13 protein-coding genes are annotated in these 13115 nt (G+C 30.8%); 5 read left to right on the top strand and 8 right to left on the bottom strand.

Going from position 1 to position 13115, the window contains the following annotated elements:
• Positions 1–60: 60 nt before the first annotated feature.
• The 7 genes from BLV37_RS09070 to BLV37_RS09040 form a co-directional block, all read right to left on the bottom strand.
• The gene (locus BLV37_RS09070; protein WP_091730287.1) at positions 61–951 is read right to left on the bottom strand and encodes a GGDEF domain-containing protein; all 891 of its coding nucleotides are present in this window, start codon (positions 949–951) and stop codon (positions 61–63) included.
• A 39-nt stretch (positions 952–990) separates the two neighbouring features.
• Entirely contained in the window at positions 991–1695 is a 705-nt protein-coding gene (locus BLV37_RS09065; protein WP_091730284.1) for a TraX family protein, read from the bottom strand.
• A 171-nt stretch (positions 1696–1866) separates the two neighbouring features.
• Positions 1867–2817: a copper amine oxidase N-terminal domain-containing protein gene (locus tag BLV37_RS09060; RefSeq protein ID WP_091730282.1), complete on the bottom strand. Its 951-nt coding sequence runs from the start codon at positions 2815–2817 to the stop codon at positions 1867–1869.
• A gap of 81 nt (positions 2818–2898) precedes the next feature.
• Positions 2899–4116, bottom strand: coding sequence for an oxygen-binding di-iron domain-containing protein (locus BLV37_RS09055; RefSeq protein WP_091730279.1), 1218 nt, complete (start codon positions 4114–4116; stop codon positions 2899–2901).
• A gap of 145 nt (positions 4117–4261) precedes the next feature.
• Positions 4262–4846 (bottom strand): rubrerythrin, encoded by a 585-nt coding sequence (gene rbr / locus BLV37_RS09050; RefSeq protein WP_091730276.1) that lies wholly within the window; start codon positions 4844–4846, stop codon positions 4262–4264.
• 181 nt (positions 4847–5027) lie between these two features.
• The gene (locus BLV37_RS09045; protein ID WP_176967934.1) at positions 5028–6332 is read right to left on the bottom strand and encodes a GGDEF domain-containing protein; all 1305 of its coding nucleotides are present in this window, start codon (positions 6330–6332) and stop codon (positions 5028–5030) included.
• A gap of 308 nt (positions 6333–6640) precedes the next feature.
• Positions 6641–6886 carry a hypothetical protein gene (locus tag BLV37_RS09040; RefSeq protein ID WP_208975239.1) on the bottom strand — a complete coding sequence of 82 codons (246 nt, stop codon included), beginning with the start codon at positions 6884–6886 and terminating at the stop codon, positions 6641–6643.
• Between the two features lie 90 nt (positions 6887–6976).
• Here BLV37_RS09040 and BLV37_RS09035 point away from each other — a divergent pair, with 90 nt between their 5' ends.
• Positions 6977–7360 carry a helix-turn-helix domain-containing protein gene (locus BLV37_RS09035; RefSeq protein ID WP_091730269.1) on the top strand — a complete coding sequence of 128 codons (384 nt, stop codon included), beginning with the start codon at positions 6977–6979 and terminating at the stop codon, positions 7358–7360.
• A gap of 179 nt (positions 7361–7539) precedes the next feature.
• Entirely contained in the window at positions 7540–8163 is a 624-nt protein-coding gene (ytaF, locus tag BLV37_RS09030; protein WP_091730266.1) for a sporulation membrane protein YtaF, read from the top strand.
• 12 nt (positions 8164–8175) lie between these two features.
• Here the strand turns inward: ytaF and BLV37_RS09025 are convergent, their stop codons facing one another.
• Positions 8176–9876 carry a methyl-accepting chemotaxis protein gene (locus BLV37_RS09025; protein WP_091730264.1) on the bottom strand — a complete coding sequence of 567 codons (1701 nt, stop codon included), beginning with the start codon at positions 9874–9876 and terminating at the stop codon, positions 8176–8178.
• Between the two features lie 488 nt (positions 9877–10364).
• Between BLV37_RS09025 and BLV37_RS09020 the strand changes: the two genes are divergently transcribed.
• The 3 genes from BLV37_RS09020 (at position 10365) to BLV37_RS09010 (ending at position 13108) form a co-directional block, all read left to right on the top strand.
• The gene (locus tag BLV37_RS09020) at positions 10365–11144 is read left to right on the top strand and encodes a TetR/AcrR family transcriptional regulator (protein WP_091730261.1); all 780 of its coding nucleotides are present in this window, start codon (positions 10365–10367) and stop codon (positions 11142–11144) included.
• Positions 11145–11281: 137 nt separating this feature from the next.
• Positions 11282–12559, top strand: coding sequence for a UV DNA damage repair endonuclease UvsE (uvsE, locus tag BLV37_RS09015; protein WP_091730258.1), 1278 nt, complete (start codon positions 11282–11284; stop codon positions 12557–12559).
• 81 nt (positions 12560–12640) lie between these two features.
• Positions 12641–13108, top strand: coding sequence for a demethoxyubiquinone hydroxylase family protein (locus BLV37_RS09010; protein ID WP_091730255.1), 468 nt, complete (start codon positions 12641–12643; stop codon positions 13106–13108).
• Positions 13109–13115: the final 7 nt, after the last annotated feature.

Here is a 13115-nt window from a genome sequence, read left to right as displayed (position 1 = left end):
TCTCCCCCAATATTCTTTTCTTTATTATTATAAAGCATGGATTATTATTAAATCCATGCTTTATCTTATGACTATATTTTTTCCTTTTTCCTTAGCTATAAACAGGTTATTATCAGCTGTTTTCATCATGTCCTCAGCAGTCATTTCTTCTTTATACATAGTGCATATTCCAAAGGAACCAGTAATATTTATATTCCCATGTTTATTTAAAGACATGTCCCTTTCTATTTTCTTTCTTATTCTTTCTGCTATTGAATATGCCGTATCGTTGTCTGTATTGTTTAGGCATATTAAAAATTCATCTCCACCATATCTAGCCACCCAATCATTCTCTAGTCTAATGGAACTTTTCAATATCTCTCCGTATTGTTTAATTTTAGAATCTCCTTCTATATGTCCAAGCTCATCGTTTATAGCTTTAAACTGATCTATATCCGTCATTATAATGGATAATGGCTTTTCGTTTAAGAGGCTTTGAATAATATCCACTGGAAGTCTTTCATCTATAAATCTTCTATTATATAGACCTGTTAAAGGATCTTTAACTACCATATCATTCATGTTTGATATATAGCTCTTAATATTATGTGCCTTTTCATTATCCTCTGTATCTATAAGCATAGTATGAGTTACATCTTTTAATAGCTCTAAAATAACTAAGCCATCCGTCGACCTTATAGGTATGGCCGTAATCATATATACCTTATCAGATAGGTATTCTAGCTTATATACCGTATCCTTGCTAAAAAACGCTCTCATAGATACACAATTTTCACACATGCTATCATTTTCCCAATAAGAATAACAAATTCCATCCGTATATTCTATGGATTTATCATTATAGTTTAATACTTTTTTCGTAGTGGGATCTACTATCCTCACTACTTGATACATTTTCTTAAAAAAATCCAGATGAAGTTGCAGCTCTTCCAGTGCTATAGTCTTGTCCATCTTAAACTTCCTTTCATTATATAAATTCCCTTAACATTTTCAATATGTATTATGTAGAAAATACCCTATAATATATAATACCCAAATATGTATAGGGTAAAATACATAGAAAAAGTATTTTAGGCTTTTGCCTCTTTCGCCATTGTACGTAAGTATAAATGGTAATGAAAACACCATCATCCATTGATAGTTTATTAAAAAAATATTTTCATAGGAAAAGTCTCCTATTATGAATATACTGGACAAAACAATATACCCTATAGAAAGAGCTAACTTCTTTTCTCTATAATAATAAAAAATAAGCACCATGCCTATACCTAAATAAGAAGCCTCTGTGAACAATGATATGGCAGCAGTTAGCACTGCGTAAATTTTGAGTTTAGTTTTATTTCTTCCATCATCTTCTTTTATGAGGTCTATAAGGTATAGTAGGGTAAAGCAAAGTCCTAAAGACAAGAAAATATTGTTTGGAATACTTGCTTCGTAGGGTAGAATAAGCTCTAATAATCTTGATCCTCCATACATAATAAATCCCCATAAAAAAAGTCTATTCATATACTTTTTCCTATCGCTTGTATGTATAAAACCCTCAACAAGAATAAAGAAAAAAATAGGAGCTACAATTCTGCCCAAATAATGAAACCAAATAGGCATATTGGGTATAAACTGAGCAATATGGTCTAATAGCATTAGGGCAGCCATTATAATTTTCAACTGAAAACCATTGAATATTTTTATATTCATACAATCACCCTTGTTGTTTTTAATGTTAAACATATGTCAAGGATATTATACCATTTTTAGTTTAGATTAAACATTTACTTTGAAAACAAAATAAAACCCTTAGATTTACATCTTACCTAGAGTTGCACAGTAAATCTAAGGGTTAATTACATTTATATTATATGAACCGATTTATTTCAAATTTTCCATAAAGGATTGTGGTACATAGGTTTTTCCATCCTTGATCACAGGAGCTTTTTCAAACACCCCTATGCTCTTGTTATATCCAAACTTTTCTTGACCTATACTAATTGTAAATGAGCTATTGCCTCTTGTTAATAAAACACTTCTGCTTTCATTATTCCACTCTACTTTATACTCTAAAGCCTCTGCTATTTTTCTTAAAGGAATCATTGTGATACCATCTTCTTTATAGCTTTCAGCCTTAATTACTTCGTCAATGTCTATAAACTCTGAGCTTTCGCTTGATTTTTTACTAAGTATTATGATTTTGCTTGGATTTGTCTGGGCTGGAATGCTCTTAGTTGTAGCTGAATAAAATACTACTAAATCTTTATTATATAAGTCTTCTACGCCTAGCTTTTCTCCATATTGATCTGTAATTATTGTTTCATCAGAAACATTTAGCTTAAGAAAATTATCCTCGCTTACTAGCTCTTCATTAAAATATGAATATTTAATAAAGTCCTTATCCTCCTGGTCCTTTACTATGACTAAATCTGGACTTATCATAGGTGGATATATCATTAGCATCGGCATGTCTTTTCTATAGTATCCTATAATTTTTTGACCATTTTTTAATTCAGGGCCTTTTAAGGCTTCTTTTGATGCTTGATCTACAATAGGAGTATCATCAAAAATATTAAATACAGCTGTAATTTCTCCTTCATTTTCTAATGAAACAGATAGATAAACTCCATTTGTTCTTATTTCTTTGACAACACCCTCATAGCTTAAATAATTCATCTTTTCATCCTTTAGGTTTGATATTTCTTCTAAGGCAATATGATCTCTCACAAGAAAATTAGTTTCCTCCGCTGTTGAAGCATAGATTGGTGTTAAAGGTGAAGCCATTACTAATGCTAAAGTTAATGTTCCTATCATTTTAACTCGTCTTTTCATTTGAATTCTCCTTCCTGATTAACTATGTATGTTTAAAGTATTTACAATAGTTTGACGAAGTTATTCACGAAAAGTTCCAATTTATATTTCTTTTTTATCACTGTCTTTAATTTTATTGGCAAAGCTTTTTCCGAACTCTATGCATCTATTTTTAGCATCCTCATCAGGAGCCCATAGCTGTTTGATTCCTTCGTCTATTACTCTAAAATTATATCTTTTGAAATCTTCAATAATCTGACCTACTGATTCACCACTCCAGCCATAGCTTCCAAAAGCAGAATAATGTTTGTCCTTTAGCTTGGTTCCCTTTATTAGCTCTATAAGTCCAGCTATAGAAGGAAATATTCCGTTATTCATAGTAGGCGACCCTAGTAAAACTGCCTTTGATTTAAATATCTCAACAATGATATCGCTATTATCCATGTGGGCTAAATTGCATAATTTGACTTTAATCTCACTCCACACTTGCTTTATACCTTCCTCTATATATTGAGCCATTTTCTCTGTACTTCCACGCAAGGTTTCATAAGCTATAGTTATTTGGTTTTCCTCATAATCATTAGACCACTGTGCATATTTATCTATAATATACCATGGATTGCTTCTCCAGGTGACTCCATGGCTGGGACATATTATTTTAATATCTAGGTTTAAGTTTTTTAGCTCTTCAATTTTTTTATTAACTATTTTGTTATAAGATGCAAAAAGATTTACATAAACCTTTAATGCCCTTTGGTACAATTCTTCCCCGTCTAAGCAATCGTCAAACAACAAGCTTTCATGTGCAGAATAGTTTTGTCCAAAAACATCTGTACTAAATAAGATATTATCTTTTGTCATGTAAACAAACATACTATCAGGCCAATGGAGCATTTTAGATTCATAAAAAATCAATTTTCTTTCTCCAATAATTAGTTCATCTCCAGTCTTTACCTGAATAAAGTTCCAGTCCTTATGGAATTGTCCCTTTAATGAGCATATAGATGCCCCTGTACAGAATATTGGAGTATGGGGAATTTCCTCCATTAAATCTTCTAATGCACCACTATGATCTAGCTCGCCATGAGTAATAACTATATAGTCAATTTCTTTTAAATCAATTTCTTTCTTTAAATCAGATACAAACTCTTTCCCTAATGGACTCCATACAGTATCTATTAACACATTTTTTTCATCTTTTATTAAAAAAGAATTATATGTAGTCCCTATTTTTGTAGACAGCTTTTTCCCAAATACCTGTCCAAAATCAGGATGTATCTTCCCTACCCAAGTGACCCCTTCTGTTATTTTATAGCTCATAGATTTCCTCCTGTAAGTTTTATATAGTATATTAACACTATATTTATTCATCATCTTTATTTAATCTAAACATTATTTTAATTATATGATAAAAACTGTAGATATCAATTACGATAATCTACAGTTTTATTAGCTCTACATTTTATTAATAAGCTTCTACAAATACCTCAAAGTGATCCTTTGGGTGAATACACGCAGGACACATATCTGGTGCTTCTTCCCCAGTATGGATATAGCCACAGTTATTGCACTTCCATTGCTTAACTGTATCCTTCTTAAATACTTGGTCTTTTTCTATATTGTCTAATAGCTTTCTATATCTAGCCTCATGATGTTTTTCTACTTCTGCTATTTTTCTAAATGCTACTGCTACAGCTGGGAAGCCTTCTTCCTCTGCTACATTAGCAAAATGAGGGTAAAGCTCGGTCCATTCTTCATTTTCCCCATTTGCAGCTGACAATAAATTTGCTTTAGTATCTGACAATCCTACAGGATAGGATGCGTTAATCTCTACCATTTCACCTTCTAAGCTTTCCTTAAGGAATTTAAAAAATCTCTTTGCATGCTCCTTCTCGTTATCGGCTGTTTCTAAAAATAAATTTGAAATTTGAACATAGCCTTCTTTTTTTGCAACAGAAGCATAATAAGTATATCTGTTTCTAGCTTGAGATTCTCCAGCAAAGGCTTTCATAAGATTTTCAGCAGTTTTTGTACCTTTAAGTGATTTCATAACAATTCCCCCTTATAAATAGTTTTCGTCAGTTATTCTATCTTACCTTTATTATTTTTCTACATTTTTATCAAAATTCCTTTATAAAACAACATATTTTTTATTAAGAATATGAAAATTTTACTTAAAAGCACAATCACGAAAGCTTTTGTTGTAGCTATTCTATGCTTTTCCTCTTATTTTACTCTTTTGTACTACACAACGGACTTTTTTCTAAAACATATGCTCTATTGCGCCCATATCTTTTTGATTTATAAAGTGCAGTGTCTGCATAGTCAATTAAGGTTTGTATGGTAACTTCCTCCTCCGGAACAAAGCTTGTTACTCCTATGCTTACTGTATTAAAAGGAATTCCCCTTTGAGAAGACTCTACTTTATACAACTCTCCTATTTCATTTACTATAGTGTTTGCTACTTCCTCTGCTTTTTCCCTATCTATGTCAGGAAGCAAAATAGCAAACTCATCTCCACCATAGCGTCCCGCAAATCCTTCATATTCATTGGCCTTTTCTTTTAGTAAGGTCGCTATTTTTCTTAAAGCATCATCTCCAGCTAAATGACCATATGCATCGTTAAACTCCTTAAAATAATCAACATCTAGTAGCAGCAGGGAAATTTGTCTCTTATCTTTAATGCTTTTTTGTAATTCTTCTTCAAGTAATTCTATAAAGCCTCTTCGGTTTAATATTGAAGTAAGTTCGTCTGTACATGATAATACAGTCTTTTCATAAATCTGTTCCTCTGACTTTTTAACTGTAAATATTAGAATTATAGCAAATATACCTATGCCTATGTTTGTAAAAACAAATCCACTAATAATAATTAAATATTTCTTAATAGAAGCCTGATATTTGTCTAGTATAATATCTACTCCTATTAATCCTAAGTCTTTTCCATCTTCTGTATACACATGAGCATAGCCGGTAATATATGAGCCCCATTGATCTGCATTAATATAATAAGAAGGACGATCATATGTGATGGCTTTTTTTAATCTCTCAGTTCTAACAGTGTATCTATCCTTATCCACATACCAACTACCATTTGTATCCTTCAATCTTGTTTCCTGGCTCTCTACTGCATCTAACAAATATACAATATTTAATGGAGTGCCTGCTGGACTGCTATATATGCCCTCCTCCCCTTCTTCTACTACATACTTTACTCTCGAATCATCAATAGGAGAAACAAAATATATGTATTTTATATTTGAATAATTCATTACAGCACGAGCTTTTTTTTCAAATTCAATATTTATATTATCCTTAAGCAATTGGTTAAAGTCTAAGGATAAAAGTCTATCTATTTCTTTTTCCTCTATACTTAGCCTTTCAGCAATATCTATAGCTATAAGCATTGCCTGATTTCCTAGCTCATTTTTTAGATCAGAGCTAAATTTATAATAGGAAAATATTGATAATGAAAATAGAGATATAAGCCAAATAATCATTAAAACGAAAAAATGTTTTCTATAATACTTATTCATATTAGATGTATGCATTTGAACCTTCACCTCATTATTATGGCATTTCATGCGTCAATGAAGTTTTAATACCTAATGTCCAAAACTAGTCTGCTGTCCCAACTTCAATATATAGATTATAGGACTTTTTACCTATCATTGCAAGAATTATAGTAACTAATACAAAAAATATTAGACGGGAACATTTATTATACTACATAAGTTGTTTATGTCAGTATCTTTTAGTTTAGTATTTCTATAAGCTCAAAACTTGTTCATTATAAGGGCTACCAATTTTCGGTAGCCTAGTTTAATATAATAAACTTAATAAATCATAGTCTGTTTTTAATGATATATAAATATATCTTTAAATTCGACAAAAAAATATCAAAACTTACCTCCTTTTCAAATATTAAATAATTATAGACTAAATCTTTAGCTATTTCATCTAGAGCATCCTTTAATTCATCATATGTAATTTCTGCGAACTCCCTATTCCCCTCTGGAGCCTTGTCTTCTAGTCTTTTAATTACATTTTTAAATAGTTCATTCCCCTTTTTTCTTTTATTTGTCTCCATTTGTATATATTGTATCATATATTTCTTCTTTTTGCAGCATAATAAATCAGTACAATTAGTTTTGTGTTAGGATATTTAAGAGGTGATTTTATGAGTTTCCCAGAACGTTTAAGGCTTTTAAGAGAAGAAATCGATCTTACTCAAAATGAATTAGCAAAATTCTTAAGTATAAGTAGGCAGTCAGTTAGCAATTATGAGAAGGGAACAAGGTTTCCTAATGATCCACACCTTATCCTTAAAATCTCTCAATTTTTTAATGTATCTGTGGACTACCTCTTGGGTGCCACTAATATTAGAAACTCCTTCGAACGTGATCTTAACAAAAAAAACACTAGAATTAATGAGGATAATTCTAGCTACTATCTAAACAAAAAAGAAGCTCTAGAGGAGCTTTTTTATGAGGTAGACAATCTATCAATAAATTATATTGAAAAGCTTACAAAGTGTATAAAAATATTTAAGGATATGCTTTGAAAACTAGTTCTCACTTAATGTTAGTTTTCAAAGCATATCCTTTTTTTCTTCGTATTATTTCATTTCAATAAATAAATCTTATTTCTGAAAGACTTCAAATATCAATTTTACCTTGTAACAATTTGCTACTAAGAGAATACAATGCTAATAGTTCCTTAAATTCAAGGAGGCGATATTATTTGCTAGAAACCTTGTTATTAGTATTTGTATTATCTTTAGATGCATTTGTGGCTAGTGTTGCCTATGGAACAAATAGAATAAAAATACCATTTTTGTCTATTTCTATTATAAGTACTATCTGTTCAGGTCTACTTGCTGTATCTCTTTTTTTAGGTTCTATTGTAAGAAACATTATACCTGGCAAAATTGCTATATCAATAAGTTTTGTAATACTCCTTTTATTAGGTGTGTACTATTTATTTGAAGGCTTAATTAAAACCTATCTAAAGAAAAACCCTTCTTCAAATAAAAGAATTAAGCTAAGGCTTTTAAATTTACACCTTATTCTTGATATTTATCTAGATGAAACTAAAGCAGATTTTGACGATTCTAAAAATCTTAATTCAAAGGAAGCTTTGTATCTTGCAGTAGCTCTTTCTATTGATTCCTTAGCCGTAGGATTTGCAAACAGCCTAGGGGATATAGATTATATCTTCACAATCCTACTTTCTTTTCTAGCTGGCATCATATCTGTAGTTTCTGGATTATTTATTGGTAGAAGGCTAGTTAATACTATTAAGGTTGATTTATCCTGGCTATCTGGAGTAATATTGATAGCTTTAGCTATTTTAAAATTAGTATAAGAACCTACACCCTTAATAGTTAAACCTAGAAATTATTTCTTGTAATTCCTCTGCTAAACTTGCTAGTTCTTGAGCAGAGCTTGCAACCTCTTCCATAGCAGCAGTTTGCTCTTCCGATGCAGCGGTTACTTCTTGACTAGATGCTGCTGTTTGCTGAGATATGGCTGCAATACTATCTACGGATCTAACAATTTCATTGCTACCTGAGGCAATTTGCTGTGTGGCTACGCTTATGCCCTCTATTTGTTCTACTACAATATCAATTTCTTCAACAATGATTTTAAAAGAGTCTCCAGCCTTATTAACTGCTTCTACTCCCTCATAAATCTCTTGACTTCCAGCCTCAATAACATCTATAGCTTTGTTAGTCTCATTTTGAATATTATGTATTAGTTTTTCAATTTGCTGAGTAGAAGCAGAGGACTCTTCTGCTAATTTTCTTACCTCATCAGCTACAACTGCAAAGCCTCTACCCTGCTCTCCCGCTCTTGCAGCTTCTATTGCTGCATTTAGTGCTAATAAGTTAGTTTGATCTGCTATGCTCTTAATTACATCTATTATTTGTCCAATCTGCTCTGATTGTTCTCCTAAGGCGTTAATCACATTAGCAGTCTCCATAGAAACTTCTTTAACTCTTTCTATTTTATTTACAGCATTTTCAACTTCTATTACTCCCCTGTTTGCAGCATCGGAAGCCTTCATGCTTTCATTTACAACAGTTTCAGTGTTAGCAGCAGTTTGTTGTATAGTAGCAGAAATCTGTCCTAAATGTGAGCTTACGGATTCTAGTTCTTCAGATTGGGATATGGCTCCATTTGATAATTCAGTAATAGTTTTTGCTACCTGCTCAGTTGCAGCAGATGTTTCCTCAGAGGAGGCAGAGAGCTCCTGACTATAAGCAGCCACACTTTGGGAAGCATGGCCTATTTTCATTATCATATCTCTTAAGCTGTCAGCCATTGTGTTAAAGGATTTTGCTAATTCCCCAATTTCATCATTATTTTTTACTCTAATAGATTCAACTGTTAAATCCCCATTAGCTATTTCTTCAGCAGACTTTGCAATAGCTACAATAGGCTTAGATATTAACCTTGAAATAATAAATGCTGCACCAATGCTAATTATAATACATACTATTAATATAATAACAACAGTTTTTGTAGTATAATTAAATATTGCATCACTATCATTATATGCTTTTAATGCTTGCTCATCTTTTTGAGTTGCAATGAGTTCTATGTATTCCTCTATTTTGTCAAAAATCTCTCTATTTTGTCCTGATAATTTAAAAGCCTCATCATATTTACCCTGTGAATTAAGCTGAATAATCCTTTCCTGTACTGGCTTAGCTTCTTCCCACAGTCTATTTATCTCTACAGATTTTTGTCTTATATCATCAAGAGCAATAGTTCCCTCGAATTTTTTCATGGCTTCTTCAAATCGTTTACTATACTCTCTTATGTTTTCAGTATGATTTGCTTGTTCCTTAAGGTCCTGAGATAATATTAAGTTTTTTTCCGCTCTATGTGCTGTAATTAAGTTTACCTGTGCTTCTTTGATGCTGGATATACCTTGTAACTCTACTTCATACATACTATTTAACATGTCATTCATGTTATACAATTCGTATATTCCTAGCAAGCCAATACCGATAATAATAATTACCAATGCTCCGAAGCCAAATAGAATCTTTTTAGCTACTGTAATTTTCATTTATTTTCCCCCTTTTTTTGTTAGTATAATGCTACTCTAAGTCAATTTGTTTTAAGTCAAATGTATTGATAAAACAAAAACCATGGTTTCATAAAAACCACGGTATATTTACAAAGTATTTATTAATAGAATAGTTTTATTTGTGCTTTCTCTAGACCTGTGATTTTATGTACATCTCTTAAAAAAATATTCTCTTAATTTAAATTTGAATAAATGAGGATATTTTTCATATAACAGTATAGTACTATATACGACACCACGTCCTATTATAGTACCAATTTCCATTTTTGTCAACATTTTATGCTATGATAAAGGCACTATATTTGTTAAATTAATCTTAACTATTTTTTAGCTTCACCTCATTGGATAATAACATTTCATAACCTAGAGCATATTTTAAAAATATCAGCCGTACTAGTATAACACTTGTAAGCTGTCTTTTCAAAATGGGTAATGAAAATACATACTAAATAATGGAGTGATTGTTAATGGATAAAGAATATATATATCGTCAGAAAATACTTTCTTGTGCAAAAGAAATATTAAAGGCTGATGGTGAAGATGCACTAACTATAAGTAATATTGTTCAAAGATGTAATATTAGTAAATCTACATTCTATAACTATTTTTTGTCTAAGGAAGATTTAATAAACCATCTAAACAGTTTCTCTGCTACAGATGGTTTATTTGTTTCAGGAACAAGGGATTTAATTATAATTAAAGCAATAGAAGCAATTTCTATATATGGTCTTAAAGAAATCAATATGGATAATATCGCAAATTTAGTAGGCATAAATAGGACTACTATATACAACTATTTTTCTAGTAAAAGAGAACTATGGGAAAGCTGTATAAGGTATGAAATCAACAAACAAAAAAAACTCATGAGTTCGATTATACAGACTGCTAAGAATCCCATAAAGGCAATTGAGGAATATGTAGACTATTTATGTAATCCTCAAAACAAACATATTAATGCCCTGATAATGATTAGCAAGTATAACTATATAAATAATACAAAAATGCAGAAATGGTTTAGTCAAATCATAGATATGAGAATAAGCTTTTTTACATCATTAATTAAAATTGGAAAACAAAAAGGTGTTTTTAAAAATAGTCTGAATCCTGTTTCTATTGCTAATTTTTTCACTGTTTTCTTATCCGGTTTGATCTTCACAGAAGCAAGTAATTTAGAAGAAGCTAAAAAAATATTTAATAGCTTTCTATATAATGTACTAATAGAAGATGGTTCTTTTGAAAATATTTAGTTCTTATACTAAATACTCCTTTATATTTCCTCTCTATCATTTCATATAAAGTTTTTCTTCAAAATAGTTGATTAGTCTATTTTGATTAGTGTACAATCTCTTATATCATCATTAAATATGGAAGGGTGTAATTATATATGTCTATAGGCTATGCATGTCAAATAATCGGCTCTGATATTTACAGGATCAAAGGCTGTACATTGAAGAATGCTACCCCAGAAAATTTAAGAAAAATAATTGAGATGAATTTAAATACTTTAGACAAAATGATAGATTATAACATTGAAAACGGTATTAAGCTATTTAGAATTAGCTCTGATATTATTCCCTTTGGCTCCCATCCTATAAACAGATTAGAATGGTGGAATGAATACAAAGATTTTCTTAATTATATAGGTTCAAAAATAAAAAATTCTAATATAAGAGTATCCATGCACCCAGGCCAATATACTATTTTAAACTCTCCAAAGAGCCAAGTAGTAACAAATGCTATAAAGGATTTAGAATACCATACTCTTTTTCTAGATGCTTTAGGCATGGATAGTGCTAATAAAATAATTCTTCACATAGGTGGAGTTTACGACAGTAAGAATGAGTCTATAAAAAGATTTATTCAAAATTATTGTTCTCTAAGCCCAAATATTAAAGAAAGGCTTGTTATTGAAAATGATGAAAAATGCTTTAATATTGAAGAAGTTCTGGATATAGGTACTGCCTTAGATATTCCAGTAGTTTTTGACAATTTGCATCACAGTATCAATAAGCCTGAAAAAGAGCTTGACGATCTTGAATGGATTAAAATATGCAGGAGGACTTGGATAGAAAAGGATGGGAGACAAAAAATTCATTATTCGCAACAAAGTTTAGAGGGAAGACAAGGCTCTCATTCAACTACCATATCTTTGCCTCAATTCCTAGACTATTACAATTCAATCAAAGAAGTAAGTCCAGATATTATGCTTGAGGTTAAAGATAAAAATATTTCTGCTTTAAAGTGTTCTTATTCCATAAGTCATAGCGTTCCAGTAGCTTTCTTAGAAAGAGAATGGTCTAGGTATAAATACCTTATACTTAGTCGCTCTCAAAATACATATCTCCAGATTAGAGAGCTTTTAAAGGATAAAGAAAATATATCTGCTATTGCATTTTACAATCTAATCGAAAAAGGACTAAATATTCTTCCTAATACAAAAGAAGAATTAAATAGCATTTATCATATATGGGGTTACTTTAAGCAAATCTCTACTCAGCAAGAAAAAGAAAAACTAAATAGTCTAATCTCTGTATATGAGCAAGATCAGAGTAAAATAAGCACCCTTAGAAAATTTTTATATAAGCTAGGTATAAAATATAATATTTCTTATATAATCAATAGCTACTATTTCTATCATGTGTTCCATAGTACTGAAATCTAAATAAATAAAATAATAATTAAAAAATCTTTTTATAGAATATTTATATGCTTATTGTAAATCCTAAAGCTAGGAGGTGGATTTATGATGAGTTTAACTCAAAAAGAAAAGTATCTATTAGAGGATCAAAAAAGTCACGAAGAATTATGTATTAAAAAATATAACAATTATGCAGCTCAGGCTCAGGATCCTCAGCTAAAGCAGCTGTTTGAATCTCATGCTAAGCAGGAAGAGCAGCACCTAAATACTATTAATCAAATCCTTAGCAGTCAGGTTCCTAGTACTAATCAGCAGCAAAGCAACCAAAGTGCTACATATATGCAAACTCAATCATCCGCAAAAAGTGGGATGGTTAACCAAAATGATTCGGATCTTTGTACAGATCTTCTGTCCACAGAAAAATATGTTTCTGGAACCTACGACACAGCAATATTCGAGTTTAGAGACTCAAATATTCGTCAAGCATTAAATCATATCCAGAAGGAAGAACAGCAGCATGGGGAGAGTATTTTTAATTACATGCAAAGCAAAGGAATGTACAATCCTCAGTAAAATATTG

The organism is Proteiniborus ethanoligenes, assembly GCF_900107485.1.
In the GTDB taxonomy this organism is placed as follows: domain Bacteria; phylum Bacillota; class Clostridia; order Tissierellales; family Proteiniboraceae; genus Proteiniborus; species Proteiniborus ethanoligenes.
Note: the sequence above shows the minus strand (reverse complement) of the source record. Positions and strands in the feature narration are given on the sequence as shown.